Here is an 18,586-nt window from a genome sequence, read left to right on the forward strand (position 1 = left end):
GGATACAATCGGGACCAGATTATGTGAGCGTTAACATATCAGGCAAAGGAGCAGACATGGCGGTAGGCGAGCAAGGTGTCATCGTGAGCGAACTGGAGGAGGGCAAGACCAGTCTGGGCATCGAATTCGGTTCCACCCGCATCAAGGCTGTGTTGATCGACCATGACTACCGGACGCTGGCCACCGGGGACGTCGAGTGGGAGAACCGGCTGGAGGATGGCCTGTGGACCTACTCCATGGAACAGGTCCACCAGGGTCTGCAGGCGGCCTACTCGGCCATGGCCGAGGATGTCCTCCGCCGGTACGGAGTGACGCTGACCAGGATCGGCGCCATGGGGATATCGGCCATGATGCACGGCTATCTGGCCTTCGACAAGGACGGCCGGTTGCTGGTGCCCTTCCGCACCTGGCGCAACACCAACACCCGCCAGGCCCACGAGGCCCTGTCAAAGGCCTTCAGGATCAACATTCCCGAACGCTGGTCCATCGCCCACCTCTACCAGGCCATCCTGAACGGCGAGGAGCATGTGCCCAGGGTGGCCTACATCACCACGCTGGCCGGCTATATGCACTGGAGGCTCTCCGGCCGCAAGGTCATCGGCATCGGCGACGCTTCGGGCATGTTCCCCATCGATTCCTCCCGCAAGGAGTTCGATCAGAGCCTGCTGGACATCTTCTCCAAGCTGCCCCGGGTTCAGGCGCAGCCCTGGGACATCCACGACCTGCTGCCTGAGCCGCTGACCGCCGGCAGCCGGGCGGGCGCACTGACCTCCGAGGGCGCCGCCCTGCTGGATCCCAGCGGCCGGTTGCAGCCCGGCGTGCCCATGGCGCCGCCCGAGGGCGATGCTGGAACCGGCATGGTGGCGACCAACGCGGTCCGCCCCCGCACCGGGAACGTGTCTGCAGGCACGTCCATCTTTGCCATGGTGGTCCTGGAGCATCCCCTGCGCGATTTCCATCCCGAGGTGGATCCGGTTACCACCCCGGCTGGAGATCCGGCCGGCATGAGCCACGCCAACAATTTCACCTCGGATCTGAACGCCTGGGTGGGCTTGTTCGGAGACTTCGCCAAGGTGGTAGGCCTGGACCTGAAGGGGGATGCGCTCTACGCCGCATTGTTCAACCAGGCGCTCCGGGGTGACAAGGATGCCGGCGGGCTGATCAACTACTGCTTCTATTCCGGGGAGTTCCTGGCTGGCCTGGAGGAGGGCCGCCCGGTCTTTGCACGCGGCCCCGAGGGGCGGATGACCCTGGCCAACTTCATGCGGGCCCAGCTCTATTCGGCTTTCTCGCCGGTCACCATCGGCATGGATGTGATGACCCGCCAGGAACATGTCCAGGTGGATACCATGGTCGGTCACGGCGGCATCTTCGCCACCCCTGTGGTGGCTCAGCGGATCCTGGCGGCTGCCTTCAACGCCCCCATCAAGGTTATGTCTACAGCGGTCGAGGGGGGCGCATGGGGCATGGCCGTCCTGGCCGACTACCTGGGCCATGCCGACCAGACGCTGGCCGATTACCTGGACGCCAATGTCTTTGCGGGCGTTCAGTCCACTACAGAGCAGCCGAACCCGGCCGACGTGAAAGGCTTCAGAGCCTTCTTCGGCCGCTTCGCCAAGGGCCTGCCCATCGAACAGGCGGCCGTAAAGACCATTCCCTTGCAGGGATGAGGCAGGGAACGAAATAAACGTCAAGCGGCCGGATCAGCGGGATCGGGCCGGGAAAAGGAGTTGCAGAATGGTGTCCTTGGCTGATTATTCACCCCAGGTGCGCGACGAGGTGAAGCTGGTGCGCGAGCAAGTGGCCACCCTCCATGCGCAGCTGACCAGGTGGAATCTGGTGGTCTGGACGGCGGGCAACGTCTCGCAGCGTTTGCGTTCTGCCGATCTGATGGTCATCAAGCCCTCGGGGGTGCGCTATGAGCATCTGACCCCGGGATCCATGGTGGTTACCGATCTGGATGGCAATGTGGTTGACGGCGCCGAGGCCCCCTCCTCGGATACGCTGTCCCACGCCTATATCTACCGGCACATGCCCGAGGTCTACGGCGTGGTCCACACCCATTCCACCTATGCCACCGCCTGGGCGGCCACCGGCAGGGACATCCCCTGCGTGCTGACCATGATGGGCGACGAGTTCGGCGGTCCCGTTCCCGTGGGCCCCTTCGAGCTGATCGGTTCGGAAGCCATCGGCAAGGGTGTGGTCGACACCCTCAAGGGCCACCCCGGCTGCCCTGCCGTGCTCATGCGCAACCATGGGCCATTCACTGTGGGAGCCGATGCTGAGGCCGCGGTCAAGGCGGCCGCCATGACCGAGGAGGTGGCCCACACGGTCTGGGCGGCTGAGCAGATCGGCACGCCCAAGCCTATCGATCCGGCCGACATAGCCCGGCTCAACGACCGCTACCAACACGTCTATGGCCAGCGCTGAACCGGTCGGGCAATCACATCGCACAAACGCATAAGCAAAGGAGCAAGCATGAGCATGAAAAATCCATTCGAAGGCAAAGAGCTTTGGTTCGCCGTCGGTTCCCAGGACCTCTATGGCGAAGAGACCCTGCGCCAGGTGGGCGTTCAGGCTGCGGACATTGCCAAGTCCCTCAACGAATCCGGTCGCATCCCGGTCAAGCTGGTCCTGAAGCCCACACTGAAGGATTCTGATTCCATCCTGAACTTTATGGTCGAGGCCTCTTCGGACCCTGCCTGCATCGGCGTGGTGGCCTGGATGCACACCTTCAGCCCGGCCAAGATGTGGATCCGTGGCCTGGAGAGGCTGCGCAAGCCGCTCCTGCAGCTGAACACCCAGCACCATATGGAGATCCCCTGGGACACCATTGACATGGACTTCATGAACCTGAACCAATCGGCTCATGGAGACCGGGAGTTTGGCTACATCCTGACCAGGCTGGGGATCCCGCGCAAGATCGTGGTCGGCCATTACACCGATCCCGAGGTCGCCGACAAGATCGGCGTCTGGGCGCGCGCCTGCGCCGGCTGGGACGCCGCCAACAACATGAAGGTCTGCCGCTGGGGCGACAACATGCGCGATGTCGCCGTCACCGAGGGCGACAAGACCGAAGCCGAGCGGGTCTTCGGAGTCTCCGTCAACACCTGGCCGGTCAATGAGCTGGTAGACCATGTGAGCGCCGTCGCTGACGACCAGGTCAAGGATTTGATCGAGGACTACAAGAGCAGCTATGAGGTGGCTCCCGAGCTTCTGGACTCCCGGTACGACTCGCTGGCTGTGGCCGCCCGCGAGGAGCTCGGCATGCGCGCCATGATGGAGGAGGTGGGCGCCTCGGCCGCCGTGGACAACTTCCAGGATCTGGGTGGCCTGCATCAGCTGCCCGGCGTGGGGGCCCAGCGGCTGATGGCTGACGGGTATGGATTCTCGGCAGAGGGCGATTGGAAGACCTCGGTTCTAATCCGTATCGGCAACGTCATGGGCTATGGGCTCAAGGGCGGCTGCTCGCTCATGGAGGATTACTCCTATAACTTTGTGCCAGGTCACGAGGAGATCATGGGCGCCCACATGCTGGAGGTCTCGCCCACGCTGCTGACCGAGGGGCGGCCCCGCCTGGAGATCCACCCGCTGTCCATTGGCGACAGAGAGGACCCTGTGCGTCTGGTCTTCACGGCCACACCCTGCACGGATGCCGTGGTCATTTCCCTGGCGGATGTACGTGAACGCTTCCGCCTGGTCATGAACGTGGTGGATGTGGTTGAGCCCGGCGGATCCCTGGCCAAGCTGCCTGTGGCCCGTGCACTCTGGAAGCCCCGGCCCTCGCTCAAGGTCTCGGCTGAGTGCTGGCTGCGCGCTGGCGCGGCGCATCATACCTGCATGACCACCACCGTGGGCCGTGAGGCCTGGGAGGACTTCGCGCGGATGGCCGGAGTGGAGCTGGCCGTCATTGACGAAAACAGCGAACCCAGACGTTTCGAGGCCGACCTGCGAGCAGCCGAGCTCTACCATCGGCTGGACAACCGGCACTGAGCCCCCGTTCCTGGAAAGACTGCAAGGCCCCGACCACAGAGCATGGCGGGGCCTTCGCATGTTCGGCTTGTCGGTTTGCGTTGTCCATATTTTGTCGGTACAGTGATGATTAGGCAATGGGAACAGTGGCATGTCCCAAAGTTGACATATTGCCCACCCCCCTGAGTCGGGGCAGTAAACGGTTGGGGAGGTGAAGATGTGCCTGGCCATCCTGTGCCTATTAACAAAGAAGGGAATGCGTGCATGCACATGCAACGAGATAATGAAGGGACAAGGCTCCCTAAGCTTTTAGGCTTAGCGGTTGCCGGAGCGACGCTCCTGGCGGGCATGGTCGTCATGCCTGTCACCCAGGCTTCGGCCGCTGATGCTGATGCCTATGGATTTGCACCTGAAGATAACTTCGTAGCAGGCGATCTGGATACCAACAAGGTGCCTCAGTTAACTGTCACCAAGTATCTGTCGCTGAATGACGGCTATGCGCCTACCGGTTCAGCCAATGATGTCGTACAGCTGGACAAAAATAAAGATCTGGCTCCTGCTCAAGGCATTCTGTTTAATGTTAAAGAAGTCGAGCCAACAGAAGGCAAGAGTTTAGCTGATATCGATGCAAATAACGCTGAAACCTACACTGTTAAGAGTGGTAGCACGCTATTTGCTGGTGTGACTGACGGCCATGGTGTCATTGATAAATGGTACGCAGGCAATGCAGACGGGACAGCAACTAGCACAGCAGCGACTTTCCCCGCAGGCCCCAATCATTACTATATCCTGTCTGAGAACAAGGACCTTTCTCCTGCTTTCCTCGACAGCAACCCACACAAGCTTGACAAGACGAAGTACAAGGCTGCAGCAAACTCGTTCTTCGGTCTGCCTTATGCAACTAATGGATCGGATGCAAACCAGACTCGTGGTTTTATATATCACCTGCACCTGTATCCCAAGAATGTCAATACACAGTCTTTCGCTAAGACTGTGCAAAGCGTGAAGAGTAAAAACGGTGCAGTCAAGAGTCAAACCACAGCGACTGCGGGTGATACGATTACATACAAGCTGTCTCAGAAGATCTACAATGAAGGTAGTGCCCGTGCTAAGAATGACGGGAAGCTTGACGTCCAGGAATTGGGTGGTACTGGCTCTGATGTGAGGCTTGCTGATCGTATGTCTAGCTCGCTGAAGGGCGACCCAGCCACCATCAAGGCTGTCATTCGGAGCGCTGATGGTAAGGTGGTACCACTGGTAAACGCAACTGATTTCGATTCAGATACAAGTACTAATGCAAATCCCGCTCGTCTGAATGCTGCAGATCAGAAGATGTTTGCAGATGCGCCTTCGGCTAATGTGACTTACTGGGTATTCAATTTCTTTACCAAAAGCGGAGTTTCAAAAGCGCAGACTGTCGAAGCATCAGTGATGGAGCTTGAAGTCACCTATGATGCATTGGTTACAGGAGATGGTGATTCTACAGGTACTGGTGGTGTAGTCAACGATGCAGCATCCGACTTTAGTGATAACAAGGATTCTAGCGGCAATCCACAGGATCCTGTGCCATCACATACAAACGTTACCAATGCAGTGTTAGCATTTGGTTCTGTGCAGAGCAAGAATCAGAATCCAAAGTATGGAGCTTTGCCCGGTACAGAATATCGTCTTGTTAAGGATGCCAATTCGACAGATAAATACTTGGGTTCGGATGGTAACTTCTATGGCTCGAAGGATACCCTTCCTGACGGTGTTCAGGTTTATAAGGCTACTGCCAACGATAAGGGCCTGGTAGTCTTCGCGGCATTGCCTATCTTCGAAGCCGGATCTACTGCTGCAAAAGCAGCCGACAAGACAGTCCAAAATACAAGCTGGATGTTGGTTGAAACTAAGACGCCACAAGGTTGGCGTAACCCTGGTATACCCTTGGGAACTGTAACTTATGAGGATGCCGGCTTGACTGAGGAAGCCATCGTTCAGAAGTATGGCAGTAACGCTACTGTGCAGCCAGACTACTCGAAGCTGATCTTTGGCCGCTTTGACGCTCCTGCAGGTGACGTGCCAGCCGATACTCAGATGAAGTTCAACAATGTGGCAATCAGTAAGTATCTGGCTCACTACAAGACCACTGACAGTGATGCGCCTCTGGCCCTGCCTTTGACTGGTGGTCGCGGCATCCTGCTGCTGCTGGTTGTCGGCGCCCTGATCATGGGTGGTGCCCTCTACGCCCGCAATCGGCGCAATAACGCCGCCCGGGCCTGATGATCACGGTCATATCAAGAATCATGTGAGGTGACCTGATGGCGGACGGTTCCTCCGTGAATCGTCCGCCATTTTCATATGGACTGTTGAGATCTTCTTCGGTCCGCGCATGTCGGGACGCTGGTCTGATTCCATTTGGGCCAGCGGATCTGACGCAACCACGTCGTCGAAAGGCGGCCTTGGAAGGGAAGGTTTATGAAGGGAATTGCCTTGCCGAAATGCCTCACCCGCCGGGTCCTGCTTTGTCTGATTGCGGCCTTGGCCTGTTTAGGACTTACCGCTTTCGATATGACGCCGGCGGCAGAGGCGGCGACGGTTAACCCGACCCTGACGGTGCAACTCAAGAGAGGGCATTCAGGTCAAGGAGGCCAGAATGACATCCTGCCAAGTGCTCCTGTATCTGCTGGAGCAGGGTACGTCTTTCGTGCCCTAAGACTGGATGCAGGTATTCTCAAGAGCCGGGTGGAGGCACTTGACCATAATCCAGGCGCTGATAAGGCACAAGCGGCCATCAGCAACGAGGTGGCAGCCAATCCAGATGCTTTCAAAGACAAGTCGCAACCCGCTGAATATTACGGTGTCTCTGATCAAGAAGGCACTATAACCAATGCGTCAGAGGCGAAATCGCAAGGTGTTTGGCTTACTGGGGCCAATCTCGATTCAGACGCATCCAGCCTGACCGGAGGCAGCCCGGCTGTTTTTGATGGCGACTACTTCCACGCTTCGTACTGGTTGGTCACTATGGTAGCCACACCTAAGAATGCAAAGGTAAAAGCCGACCCTGTAGTTGTACAGTTGCCGCTCTACCGCGAGCAGGGGGAGGTCCATCCGCTTTATGATGTGACTATAAGCCCCAAGCTTGTGGACGTGCCTCAGGTCGTGCCAGTGGCGCGATCTGGGCCAGGCAAACTGGCAGCTACCGGTGCATCCATGGTGGCGCCTGGCATTTTGCTTATGATTCTGGCCATGATGGGCATCTACTTGGGGGTAGTTGCACGATCCTGGAACCGGGATGAACGCTAGGTATTCTCATGGCGATGTCGGCATGTTGCCACCAAATGGCATCGTAGGCATCTGTGAGGATGCGTAAAGACCGGCGGTATCATACAGGTACCGCCGGTTTTTATATGTCAAAAAACTGGCAACTGGACTATAGGAAGCGCAGTACGAGGAAGGCTATAGATGGACCAGAACACTGACTCGGCTACTATCAGCCCAGTAAATGCCACCGGCAACGGTGATGTAGCATATGAGTCCATTCCGACAGTATCGTCATCATTAGAAAAGCCTGCTGTGCAAGCGGATATGCCGCCTGCCTATGCTCCAAGTTCCGATGTACCCCCTTCCTATCCACCTTCGGCAACACCTGAGGATCGCAGAGCTGTAGAGTCGGATAATTCAGATGCAGTAGCGGCTCCAGCGCCTGTTCCAGGCAAAGCTACCACGTCGGCTCCTATAATTATTGTTTCAGGAAATCATGCTCAGGACGCAGGCCAGACAACTGCGGCTGCGTCCAAACAAGCTAAGAACAATGGCAAGGCCAGCAAGTCGGGGCGAGGGTTCGGCCTCCTGGAGACCTTGGCTTTCCTGATTGGTCTGGCAATCTTCCTCTATCCGTTGCTGGCAGCTTACGTGAACTATTCCAAGGATTCCGCCGCAGTCGACAACTACGATCAGATCGTGGATGCACTCTCGCCTGCACAGCGCAAAGCCATGTGGCGCGATGCCAAGAAGTACGACGAGGAATTAGGCAAGCCTACGCTGAGGGACCCCTTCAAATACAAGGAAGTCAAGGAACCACTGGGTCGCTACTACAAGATCCTCAATGTGGACGGCAAGGGCATGATGGCCTATGTGGAGATCCCCAAAATCAATGTCAAGCTGCCCGTGCGCCATGGAACAAGTGATGCGGTGCTCAAGGACGGCACAGGACATATTGCCACGACCCACGTGCCTACAGACAACCGAACCATCCATGCCGTCATCACCGGGCATACCGGTGAGGTCGGGTACATGCTTTTCGACAACCTGACCCAGTTGCGCAAGGGGGATGTCTTCCAGATACGAGTGCTCAAACGGCACATGAGCTACAAGGTGGACCAGATTAAGGTCATCTTGCCTACCGATGTCAGCGCACTGCAGCCAATCCAGAATTCCAACTACGTGACCCTGCTGACCTGCTATCCCTATGGCGTCAACTCCCACCGACTGATCGTGCGGGGGCATTATATCGGTGATGATGTACCCCCCACTCAACCTGAGGGGGCGCCCATCTACATGGTCTGGGTGCTCCTTGCCCTGTTTGCGGCCAGCCTTGTGGGCTGGTACCTGCTCTCGCGCCGCCGGCGCAGCTGCCGTCAAGACCTGGAGCAGATGGAGCATCTGGTGTCTCGGGCCACAGGATCCGGAACCGTGGGGGAGCCACTGGCCACGATCATGGTCAGCCATGAGCAGGAGACCCGAGCCGAAGCCACCCGTCGTCGCCGGTTGATCAAAACACGGCGGATCTGCAGCGCACTCATGTGGCTGCTGGCTCTGCTCTGTCTGTTCTTCGCCTGGGGTTCGGTCGGCATGATGATGCGGATCGGCTTCCTGCCTGTATTCGACCTTGGCTATCACTGGTTCGACACCCACCTGCTGTACTTCTTCGGCATCGCCAAATTCTAGCTGGTGCATGGGGAAGCATGTTCGACCACAGGTATCAGTTCTGTCCGGGTCCGGCTCTTCCCCGGCTCTAGAATGGAGCGAGCATGGCCCGGCAGACTGCCGGGCTGCATCATGGAAGGTGTGGACCATGGCAGCAGTCCCTGACGTTCTTTTGTCTGACGGCAACCGCATTCCGCAGGTGGGCTTGGGCGTGCTTAGAATCGACGATGATCAGACCGCTGGGGCGGTGCGCTCTGCCTTGGAATTGGGTTATCGCCACATCGACACCGCGGCGGGCTACCGCAATGAAGGCGGGGTGGGCCGTGGTCTCAGGGCTTTCGGCTGTCAGAGTGGCCCTGAGCGTGCTCGCCTGTGGCTGACCACCAAACTGCGTGACTCCGAACAGGGCTACGACAGTGCTCTTCGGGCATTCGACCGCCAGCTGGCCCTGCTGGGCACTGACTATGTCGATATGTATATGATCCACTGGCCCACCCCCTTTGATTGGCGGGCCGACCAGGTCTGGAGCGCATTCCATCGGCTGCGTGATGAGAGGCGAGTGCGGACTCTGGGGGTCTGCAACTTTCTGCCTGAGCATCTGGAAAGGCTGCACCGGGAGACGGGGGAATACCCTGCCGTGGATCAGATCGAACTGCATCCCAGCTGGCAGCAGCGCACAGTGACGGCTTTCTGCAAGGAACACGGCATCGCCGTCCAGGCATACTCGCCATTGGCGCGCGGCGCAGACCTGACAGTCGGCGGCGGAAGACTGGAGAAAATCGCCCAGGCCCACGGGGTTACGCCGGCCCAGGTGGTACTCCGCTGGCACATCGAGAACGGAACCATCATCATCCCCAAGTCCGTCCACAGGAAAAGGCAGGCGGAGAACTTGAACCTGTTCGGTTTCAGCCTGACCTTTGAGGAGCATGCCTCCATCGATGCCATGGACACTCCGGTGCGTGCAGGACACGACCCAATGACTTACGCCTACGCCTGAGCGCTATGATGGAGATTTCATGCATGCAGCCGGCATAGGAGGTATTAGCGGCAGATGACCGATTCGAGACGCAGAAGACATCGATATCGGAGCCGCGGCCGGTACGGTTCGACATTGAGGAATCCCGTCCCGGCCCGCTTTCGTCGCGAATCGCTCACGGAACGTGTGTTGATCCTTCTGGTGGTGGCTGTGGTCTTGGGCATCACTATCGGCCTGATATTGCCAAGGGTCAATGGTGGAGTCGGACGGTTGACCGGCCGATATACGGCAACCGGCGATGCGGCCCAGACCCTGCAGGGTTTGACAGTGGACGATCATGCCCGACCGGGCCGCCAGTACCGGCGCGAGGCTTTCGGCTTCAAGGAGACCGATGAGGACGGCAACGGCTGCAATGTGCGAGAGGATGTGCTGACTCGCGATCTGACTGATCTGCGCACCACCACCCCCGGCGGTTGCAAGGTGGCCAGTGGCCGTCTGCAGGACCCCTACACTGGGCGGACCATTGAATTTATCAGAGGCCCTAAGACTAGCTCGGCTGTGCAGATCGACCACGTGGTCGCCCTGGAGAATGCCTGGCGGTCAGGAGCCAGCAAATGGGACACGGCCCGCCGTTACCGTTTTGGCAACGACCCCTACAATCTCCTTGCCGTGGACGGCCCGGCCAACCAGGCCAAGGGGAGTGCTTCGGCCGACTACTGGCTGCCCGAGAACAAGGACTATCAGTGCTCCTATGTAGCCCGTCAGATAGCAGTCAAGGACAAGTACTCCCTGAGCGTCACCAGATCAGAAAAGCAGGCCATGCTGGCAGTTCTGCATACCTGCCCGGGCCAGCCCCTTCCGCAGGATCGCTGATTGCTGGCCTTTCCCTGATAGGCGGAAACAGACCGCGATGGACAGGTCTGCTCGTATAGGATTGTCACAATCCCTCTCCTCCTTCGTTCTATTGCTTCTCTCCCCCCCCCCCCTGCTTTGATCCGGGCTTTTCTGGTGTGGTAGAATGATCGGAGGTTGATACACAGTTGTATCAACCGCATGGATTCCTGAATTTCTCAGGTTCTATGCCCGCAGCCATCGGCAACAGGGAGGTTGGCCATGAACGGCAATCGTGGTTCGCATATGCCAGGGGAAGGGCATCACATAGGGGGCCATATGCTGAAAAGCCGCAAATCGGCCATTCTGCTTGTCGCCCTGGCTGTGATTATGGGTTTGTTATTCGTGGCGCCAAAGACGGTCGCCGCTCAAGAAGCGGGGCAAAAATCTCATTCTGCAGGCGGAAGCGGGCAAATCGTCAATGACCGTTTCTGGAATGACGCCGACGGCAATCCGATGTATATGCAAGGCGGAGGAATCTTCGATTTCCCGGATCCGGCCACGGGGAGGGTCTCTCACTTTTGGTATGGTGTTCACTTTTCACAGGCGGAAACTTACCGTCATGACCCCACCCATGCGCTCACCGGCAATGACTTCATTTCAGTGGATGTCTACAAATCCGAGAATCTGTCCGACTGGCGCTATCAAGGCGTGGCTTTGGACAGAGCACAGGCCGATGCCTTCTCCGGTGATTTCGGTGGCCGCCGTGCGGGTTGGGTGTGCAGGACGGGGGTTGCCTATATCCCCGAGCTGCAAACCTATGCCATGCTCATCCAGCATGAGATGCCTACTGATGCCGCTGGTCGCAATTTCGACAAAAAGGTGTTGATCGCTACGGCCCATTCACCTGCTGGCCCGTTCAAAGCCCAGAGGCGTATCGACATGCGCGATTACGGACTGGGCACCAGCAATACCGGGGATCAGAGCGTCTTCCAGGATGAGGACGGCACAGGTTATCTGATCTATTCCTATGGCCGTGGCCGCGGCAGTGTCTGGGCAGCCAGAATAGGCGCCAGAAACGGCCGGGTGGATTTGCTGGAGCCTACCAAGCTCTACCAGGGTTTTGGGCGTGAAGGCAATGCGCTTTTCAAGCACGCTGGCCGGTATTATCTTGCTGGCTCCGATCTGTTCGGGTGGGATGCTTCCCGAATTCATTTCCAGGTTGCAGATCACCTTTTCGGCCCGTATCAGCCCGTCAATCAGACGGTGATCATGGATGGCAGCCGAGCAGATTTCGGCCATATCACCCAGACCGGTTTTTACTACACCTTGCGTGGCAGCAGAGCGGAGACCGTCATCCACTGTGGCGACCGATGGGCTGACTTCGCAGGCAACGGACTTGGCTACAACCAGTGGAATCCGCTGAGCTTCGATGATGTCGGCACGCCCCGCTTCAATTCCATGAGCCAGTGGAGGCTGGATGCGGATACCGGCCTTTGGTCGGTTGGCGAGGCCAATGACTACGTGCTCAATGGGTCCTTCGAAGCGGACAGGATTTCGGTAGGCGAGCACGGGTATCGGGATAAGGATGGCCAGGTGATTGGCGATATCGCCGGATGGCGGCGTGTCAATCCGGATGCTGTGGCCAACGTAGCCGATGCCTATGGGCGAGTGGGCGACTTCGACCTGCGGTTCGCTCCCGGGCGATCCCGCGACGCCTCCATCGTCCAGGATCTTAATGCACCGGGACATGTTCCCCTGCACGCGGGCCGCTACCTTCTGAAACTCTCCTATATGAATCCCAAAGGCATGGATCGGGCCAGGATCGCAATCGAATCCGGTGGGAGAACCTCTGAAATCGACCTGGCTGACTCTACTGGCACAGGCTGGAGGCAGGCCTCCTTGCCGGTCGAACTGGTTGGCGGCCAGACCAGGATCGCTGTCGAGGCTTCCGGCAGTTCGGGCCAGACCCTGCATGTGGACGACGTGTCCCTGACAGATGCGCCTGACAAGGGGGCTGAAAGCAATGGTGAAATCAATCAGGGCGCAAATGTGCTTCCGGCGGTCCATGCAGGAGGAGGGGCCGTCTCCGTTCGTCTTGGCGTCGAGAGCGCGGTTTCATCCCATGCATTGGCTGCCGGGGGCATCGCCGCCGGCAGCATTCCGATCTTCGCGGCCGGCTGTGTGGCGGCGGGCGTTCTGTTGATGGCTGTAGCCGGGCGTGGGCGGCGTCTTCTTGCGCTGAATTGACAATCCATGGCTAAGGGTTATACTGAATACCACGTTGGTACACAGTTGTATCAACGATCGGAAGGAGTGGGGCGTCAAAACCTTATCAAGGACGTGGTTTTTCAAACATCGAAAGGTTCATCATGCATTCTGCACGGAAACTCATGACCATGGGCATCACCGTGGTCGCCCTGGCTTCGTTCGCTGCCTGTGGAAGCAGCGGCTCCGGATCAGCATCGAAGCCGGCGGACGCCAGCAAGGCCTCGGGGCGCATAGTCTTTTGGGGCTGGGGCAATGGCATCAAGGAGACCATTGCCGCCTTTGAAAAAGCCAATCCCGGCATCACCGTGAAGTACAACAACACCGGCACTGCTGGTGACACCCAGGTGGCCTTGTCCAATGCGGTCGCTGCAGGCAAGGGCATCCCCGACGTCACCATGCTGGAGGATCCTACCGTCCAGCAGTTTGCCATTGAAGACAACCTGGAGGATCTGTCGGGGTATGGGGCCGACAAGTTCGCTGACGACTTCACCCCGGGGCCATGGAACAAGGTCCAGTACGACGGGAAACCCTATGCGCTGCCCATTGATGCCGGTCCCGAGGTTTTCTTCTACAACAAGGCGGTCTTCGACAAGGCCGGCATCCCCGATCCTCCTAAGACCTGGGATGAGTACTATCAGGATGCCAAGAAGATCCGAGCCGCAGGTTCCTACATCACCAACAACGCCGGTGACAAGAATGCCTATCAGCCTTTTACTGCACAGGCCTGGCAGGCCGGGGCGCATCCTTGGAAGGTCGATGGGGACAAGATCACCATCAACATGACCAAGGACCCCGGCATGAAGCGGTATATCGACTTTCAGCAAAAGCTGATCGACGAAGACCTGCTCGATACCAAGACCGCCAACTGGTCCGATGACTGGAACAGGGCGCTTAATGATGGGTCGGTGGCCTCGCTGACCATCGGCGCCTGGATGCCCACCAATCTGGAGTCCGGCGCACCCGACCAGAAGGGCAACTGGAGGGTCGCGCCCCTGCCGCAGTGGGAAGAGGGGGGCAGCGTGTCCGCCGAGGACGGGGGCTCGGCTCTTGTTGTGCCCAAGAAGGCCAAGAACAAGGCGGCAGCCTGGAAGTTCGCAGAATATCTGACACACGGCAAGGGAGCCCAGGTTATGGCTGACCAGGGCAGTTTCCCCTCTCTGAAACGCATCCTGAGCTCAGCTGAATTCACCAGCAAGAAGAATGAGTATTTCGGAGGCCAGGAGGTCAACAAGGTCCTGACCGAGGCAGCCAACCTCAAAGTCTCCAAATTCCAGTATCTGCCCTACAACCCCTTCGCCCAGTCGACCTACGGGGATTCCATCGGCAAGGCCTACATGAAGCAGACCAGTTTGGAGAAGGCTTTCGAGAACTATCAGCAGAAGCTGGTGGATCATGGCAACCAGCAGGGGTACCAGGTCAACAAGTGAATGATGAAGGAGACGGCCGATCAGGGCCGTCTCCGGACGGCTACAGGAGAGAAGGGCAGGCATTATGAGTGAAGCCGAAGGTTCGTCTGCGCGGGTTCTGGCCCCTGCGCGGGATCAAGGCCCTGGCGAAACCGGCGGGGGCCGCACTGGGGAGCGGCCCCGCAGACCAGATTGGCGTGGATGGAAGTTCATGGGGCCCTTTGTTGTGGTCTTCGTGTTCGTTTTCGTTCTGCCGGTGCTCTATGCCATCTACCTGAGTCTGTACGAGAAGCGCATGATCGGAGGGAACGTCTTTGTAGGCCTGGCCAATTACGCCAGGCTGCTCAAGGATGGGCAGTTCTGGTCATCAGTGGGCCGTGTGGCCCTCTTCACTGTGGTCCAGGTGCCCATCATGCTCCTTCTGGCGGCATTGATGGCGCTGGCTCTGGACTCGCTCAAGCTGCACGGCACGCGCTTCTTCAGGATCACCACCTTCCTGCCCTACGCAGTGCCCGCCGTGGTGGCGGCTTTGATGTGGGGGTTCATCTACGGCACCAAGTACGGAATGGTAGGTTCCTTGAATCAATGGCTGGGCACGCATATCGACGTTCTGCAGCCCAGCGTGCTCCTGGCCGCCATAGGCAACATCAACACCTGGGAGTTCACGGGCTACAACATGCTGATTTTCTATTCCTCGCTGTCGACTGTGCCGCACTCGCTCTATGAGGCGGCGGCTATTGACGGAGCCTCGGAGTGGCAGATCGTGCGCAGCATCAAGGTTCCCGAGCTCAAGAGCTCCCTGGTCATCACGGTCATCTTCAGCATCATCGGCAGTTTCCAGCTCTTCAATGAGCCCTCGGTGCTGCAGACCATGGTCCCAGGCAATGCGATTACCACCTATTACACCCCCAACATGTATGCCTACAACCTGAGCTTCATGGGCGGTCAGAGCAACTATGCGGCGGCCTTGGCCATCGTCATGGCCATCATCACCATGGTCGCTGCCTACGCCGTCCAGCTCAGGGGCATGAAGGAGCAGATGCAATGAGCACGGTTGATTCCACGGCTGTCGACGGGGCCAAGGCTGAACGTATGCGCGCCCGACGCGTCGCCCGGGATGAGCGTGCGGAACGCCAAAGGGCAGCTCGAACAGGATTCTCCAATCCGGACAATCCGCGGCGCAGCTGGCCGTTGACCCTTGCCGCGGGGATCTTCGCCCTCTACTGCCTGTTTCCCCTGATCTGGCTGGTCATCAATGCCACCAAGACCCAGTCGGATTTCATCGGCACCTTCGGTTTGGCCTTTGGGCACAAGTTCGCCCTTTGGGACAATCTGCGCGAGGTGTTCACCTATGAAGGAGGAATCTTCGGGCGCTGGTTGCTCAATACCCTGCTCTACGTGGTTGTGGGAGCCGGTGGCGCCACCCTACTGGCTGTGCTGGGTGGATACGCCCTGGCCAAGTTCCGCTTTCCCGGCCGTCGCCTCGTCTTTGCTGTGGTCATCGGAGCCATCAGCGTGCCAGGCATCGCTCTTGCTGTGCCTCAGTTCCTGCTCTTTGCCAAGATCGGACTGACTGATACGCCTTGGGCCATGATCATCCCCAGTCTGATCTCGCCCTTCGGCCTATACCTGATGTGGATCTTTTCCGACCAGGCAGTGCCTACTGAGCTGCTGGAAGCAGCCCGAGTCGACGGGGCTGGGGAATTCCGCACTTTCTGGCAGATCAGTCTGCCTCTGCTGGCCCCCGGCATCGTGACTACGGCGCTTTTCACTATCGTGGCCACTTGGAACAACTATTTCCTGCCTCTGATCATGCTCAAAGATTCCAATTGGTATCCGCTGACGATCGGGCTCAACAATTGGAAGGACCAGGCGTCGACCGCTGGCGCCCATGCCATTCAGAACCTGGTGGTGACCGGCAGCCTTGTCACCATCATCCCCATCGTCGTCGCTTTCCTGCTGTTGCAGAAATACTGGCAGTCCGGTTTGGCTGCCGGCGCTGTCAAGGAGTAGCGGGAAGGCGCAGACAGGATCAGACATGAGCAGAACGGACTATCATGACCGTCGGCAGCCCCAACAGTACAGACCTTACCGATGGCCGAAAGGCCTCGACAGTCATTCAAGGGAGATCTGGTTCGGCGGAGATTACAACCCGGACCAATGGCCGGAGCGGGCATGGACCGAAGATGTCGCGTTGATGAAGCGGGCTGGCGTCACCATGGTGGCACTGGGCATTTTCTCATGGGCACGTCTGGAGCCAAGCGACGGAGTCTGGGATTTCGGATGGCTGGATCGGGCGGTGGCTTTACTAGGCGAAGCCGGTATCGCAGTGGACATGGCTTCGGCTACAGCTACGGCTCCGTACTGGCTTTATCAGGCACATCCTGAGGTGTTGCCCGTGAAGGCGGACGGAACCCTGGTCCATCCTGGTGCTCGACAATCCTGGAGGCCCACCTCATCTGTTTTTCGGCGCTATGCCCTCCGCCTTTGCAGGGTCATGGGAGAGCATTTCCGCGACAATCCGACTGTGGTCGCCTGGCATGTCGGCAATGAATATGGATGGAACAACGCAACCGACTACTCGCAGGATGCTTTGAAGGCCTTCCAAGGCTGGTGCCGCCGGCGCTATGGCAGCATTGAGGAGCTTAACCAAGCCTGGGGCAACGATTTCTGGTCCCAACGTCTGCAGAACTTCGATCAGGTTCCCCTGCCTGAACATGCCGGCGTGCGTGATGCCTTTATCAATCCAGCACTGCGTCTGGATTTTCGTAGATTCTGCTCAGATGCGCTGATGAATTTTTTCTGTGCCGAACGCGATCAGTTGCAGGAGCTCACGCCTGATAAACCGTTGACGACCAATTTCATGGTCTCTACAGACCAATGTGTCCTTGATTATGAGCGTTGGTCCCACCAGGTCGATTTCGTGGCCAATGACCACTATTTCGCTCATGGCCCCGGACACCTGGATGAGCTCCTCTGCTCGGATTCCCTGGTGGACGCCTATGCTCAACGGCATCCTTGGTGTCTGATGGAGCATTCCACATCAGCCGTCAATTGGCGCATTTTCAATGCTTCCAAGCGTCGAGGCGAACTGATCCGGGACGCTCTGGCCCACGTAGCTATGGGGGCGGATGCAGTCAACTTCTTCCAATGGCGGCAGTCCGCCTTCGGAGCAGAGGCCTTCCACTCGGCCATGGTCCCTCATGCAGGGCCGGATTCGGCAATTTATACTCAGGTTGCTGCTTTGGGAGACATTCTGCACAGGCTCTCCGGGAGTGGACTGGCCGGGACCCAATTGGAGCCCTCGCCTATTGCCCTGCTTTTCGATGCCGACTGCCAGTGGTCTATGGCTGATTCGACTCTGCCCGATTGTTCTCTGGATCATTGGCAGCAGGTCTATATCTGGTATCAAGCCTTGCTTGACGTCGGGCTCAGAGCGGACGTAATGCCGCTGAAAGGGCAGTGGGAGCGTTATGACGTCGTGGTGTTGCCCGCCCTGATCCTGCTGGACCAGAGGCAAGCCGGCCGTCTGCGAGACTACGTGAGCGAGGGCGGCCGTCTGGTGGTGGACTTCGCCAGTGGCATTATGGACGGCCATATGCACGTCGGTCTGGGCGGGTATCCTGCGGTTTTGCGTGATTTGACAGGTATCGCTTCCCAGGAGATGATCGCCTTGGGCACGAGTGGCCAAGGCGGTGGGTCCATCCTGGTATCAGAGGGCATTGAGGGCAATATATGGGTCAACGATCCCTTGAGCATAGAGGATTCGGTAAGGGTGCTGGCTCGTTACCATGGGCGTCGTTCCTATGACCTCGACATGGCTGGAAAACCTGCGGCGACCATCCATGGATACGGTCAGGGCCGGGTTCTCTATCTCGGGACTGGTTTCACCAAGGAATCGCTGGTCTCGGTGATCAATCGGATCTTTCCTCCTGATTTTCTCACTGGCGCGGCAGGGGCAGGGTTGCATAACGGACGTGATGGCGACCCGCGGTTGGTGCACCTGATCAGGTCCGGGCCACAGGGCTGTTATCATTTCTATTTCAACCGGGGGTCGACAGTTGTCAGAGATGTGTCCACCAAGGGTGAGGCTTTGGCGGTTCAACGAGCGACCCGGTCCAATGGAGGCGGTTTATCCGGTAATCAGTACACTATAGGAGTGCATGGTGTGGTGATCACCCGTCAATAGATCTGATTGCCATAGTGCCTTGGAGGTTGCTGC

Annotated in this window: 13 protein-coding genes; all 13 read left to right on the forward strand. The window is 58.3% G+C overall.

The features are described from left to right. The first annotated feature begins 56 nt into the window (after positions 1 to 56). The 13 genes from GYM67_RS01980 to GYM67_RS02040 all read left to right on the forward strand — a co-directional run bounded on the left by GYM67_RS01980 (position 57) and on the right by GYM67_RS02040 (position 18,553). Positions 57 to 1,670 carry a xylulokinase gene (locus tag GYM67_RS01980; RefSeq protein ID WP_220236883.1) on the forward strand — a complete coding sequence of 538 codons (1,614 nt, stop codon included), beginning with the start codon at positions 57 to 59 and terminating at the stop codon, positions 1,668 to 1,670. 67 nt (positions 1,671 to 1,737) lie between these two features. After that, positions 1,738 to 2,430: an L-ribulose-5-phosphate 4-epimerase gene (locus GYM67_RS01985; RefSeq protein ID WP_220236884.1), complete on the forward strand. Its 693-nt coding sequence runs from the start codon at positions 1,738 to 1,740 to the stop codon at positions 2,428 to 2,430. A gap of 48 nt (positions 2,431 to 2,478) precedes the next feature. Then, positions 2,479 to 3,993, forward strand: coding sequence for an L-arabinose isomerase (araA, locus tag GYM67_RS01990; RefSeq protein WP_220236885.1), 1,515 nt, complete (start codon positions 2,479 to 2,481; stop codon positions 3,991 to 3,993). Positions 3,994 to 4,236: 243 nt separating this feature from the next. Further along, the gene (locus tag GYM67_RS01995; protein ID WP_220236886.1) at positions 4,237 to 6,234 is read left to right on the forward strand and encodes an LPXTG cell wall anchor domain-containing protein; all 1,998 of its coding nucleotides are present in this window, start codon (positions 4,237 to 4,239) and stop codon (positions 6,232 to 6,234) included. Positions 6,235 to 6,429: 195 nt separating this feature from the next. Further along, positions 6,430 to 7,257 (forward strand): hypothetical protein, encoded by an 828-nt coding sequence (locus GYM67_RS02000; RefSeq protein WP_220236887.1) that lies wholly within the window; start codon positions 6,430 to 6,432, stop codon positions 7,255 to 7,257. A gap of 555 nt (positions 7,258 to 7,812) precedes the next feature. Then, complete coding sequence (locus tag GYM67_RS02005) at positions 7,813 to 8,901, forward strand: class C sortase (RefSeq protein ID WP_220236888.1); 1,089 nt, start codon at positions 7,813 to 7,815, stop codon at positions 8,899 to 8,901. Between the two features lie 127 nt (positions 8,902 to 9,028). Beyond that, a complete protein-coding gene (locus tag GYM67_RS02010) occupies positions 9,029 to 9,877 on the forward strand; it encodes an aldo/keto reductase (protein ID WP_220236889.1) in 849 nt (282 codons plus the stop codon). 54 nt (positions 9,878 to 9,931) lie between these two features. Then, the gene (locus tag GYM67_RS02015; RefSeq protein ID WP_220236890.1) at positions 9,932 to 10,729 is read left to right on the forward strand and encodes an HNH endonuclease family protein; all 798 of its coding nucleotides are present in this window, start codon (positions 9,932 to 9,934) and stop codon (positions 10,727 to 10,729) included. Between the two features lie 297 nt (positions 10,730 to 11,026). Then, the gene (locus tag GYM67_RS02020; RefSeq protein ID WP_220236891.1) at positions 11,027 to 12,937 is read left to right on the forward strand and encodes a family 43 glycosylhydrolase; all 1,911 of its coding nucleotides are present in this window, start codon (positions 11,027 to 11,029) and stop codon (positions 12,935 to 12,937) included. Between the two features lie 122 nt (positions 12,938 to 13,059). After that, entirely contained in the window at positions 13,060 to 14,385 is a 1,326-nt protein-coding gene (locus tag GYM67_RS02025; protein WP_220236892.1) for an ABC transporter substrate-binding protein, read from the forward strand. Positions 14,386 to 14,449: 64 nt separating this feature from the next. After that, complete coding sequence (locus GYM67_RS02030; RefSeq protein ID WP_220236893.1) at positions 14,450 to 15,412, forward strand: carbohydrate ABC transporter permease; 963 nt, start codon at positions 14,450 to 14,452, stop codon at positions 15,410 to 15,412. Continuing rightward, a complete protein-coding gene (locus GYM67_RS02035; protein ID WP_220236894.1) occupies positions 15,409 to 16,377 on the forward strand; it encodes a carbohydrate ABC transporter permease in 969 nt (322 codons plus the stop codon). Before GYM67_RS02030 ends, GYM67_RS02035 begins: the two co-directional genes overlap by 4 nt. Before the next feature lie 25 nt (positions 16,378 to 16,402). Further along, the gene (locus GYM67_RS02040) at positions 16,403 to 18,553 is read left to right on the forward strand and encodes a beta-galactosidase (protein WP_220236895.1); all 2,151 of its coding nucleotides are present in this window, start codon (positions 16,403 to 16,405) and stop codon (positions 18,551 to 18,553) included. Positions 18,554 to 18,586 lie beyond the last annotated feature (33 nt).

This window comes from Bifidobacterium asteroides (assembly GCF_019469425.1).
Classification (GTDB): Bacteria; Actinomycetota; Actinomycetes; order Actinomycetales; family Bifidobacteriaceae; genus Bombiscardovia; species Bombiscardovia asteroides_I.

Bases quoted from the DNA above. Each gene is read 5' to 3' on its own strand.
- GYM67_RS02020 (WP_220236891.1), top strand. From the start codon at position 11,027: ATGCTGAAAAGCCGCAAATCGGCCATTCTGCTTGTCGCCCTGGCTGTG.
- GYM67_RS02035 (WP_220236894.1), top strand. From the start codon at position 15,409: ATGAGCACGGTTGATTCCACGGCTGTCGACGGGGCCAAGGCTGAACGT.
- GYM67_RS02010 (WP_220236889.1), top strand. From the start codon at position 9,029: ATGGCAGCAGTCCCTGACGTTCTTTTGTCTGACGGCAACCGCATTCCG.
- GYM67_RS01980 (WP_220236883.1), top strand. From the start codon at position 57: ATGGCGGTAGGCGAGCAAGGTGTCATCGTGAGCGAACTGGAGGAGGGC.
- GYM67_RS02015 (WP_220236890.1), top strand. From the start codon at position 9,932: ATGACCGATTCGAGACGCAGAAGACATCGATATCGGAGCCGCGGCCGG.
- GYM67_RS01985 (WP_220236884.1), top strand. From the start codon at position 1,738: ATGGTGTCCTTGGCTGATTATTCACCCCAGGTGCGCGACGAGGTGAAG.
- araA (WP_220236885.1), top strand. From the start codon at position 2,479: ATGAGCATGAAAAATCCATTCGAAGGCAAAGAGCTTTGGTTCGCCGTC.
- GYM67_RS02025 (WP_220236892.1), top strand. From the start codon at position 13,060: ATGCATTCTGCACGGAAACTCATGACCATGGGCATCACCGTGGTCGCC.
- GYM67_RS02040 (WP_220236895.1), top strand. From the start codon at position 16,403: ATGAGCAGAACGGACTATCATGACCGTCGGCAGCCCCAACAGTACAGA.
- GYM67_RS02030 (WP_220236893.1), top strand. From the start codon at position 14,450: ATGAGTGAAGCCGAAGGTTCGTCTGCGCGGGTTCTGGCCCCTGCGCGG.
- GYM67_RS01995 (WP_220236886.1), top strand. From the start codon at position 4,237: ATGCACATGCAACGAGATAATGAAGGGACAAGGCTCCCTAAGCTTTTA.
- GYM67_RS02000 (WP_220236887.1), top strand. From the start codon at position 6,430: ATGAAGGGAATTGCCTTGCCGAAATGCCTCACCCGCCGGGTCCTGCTT.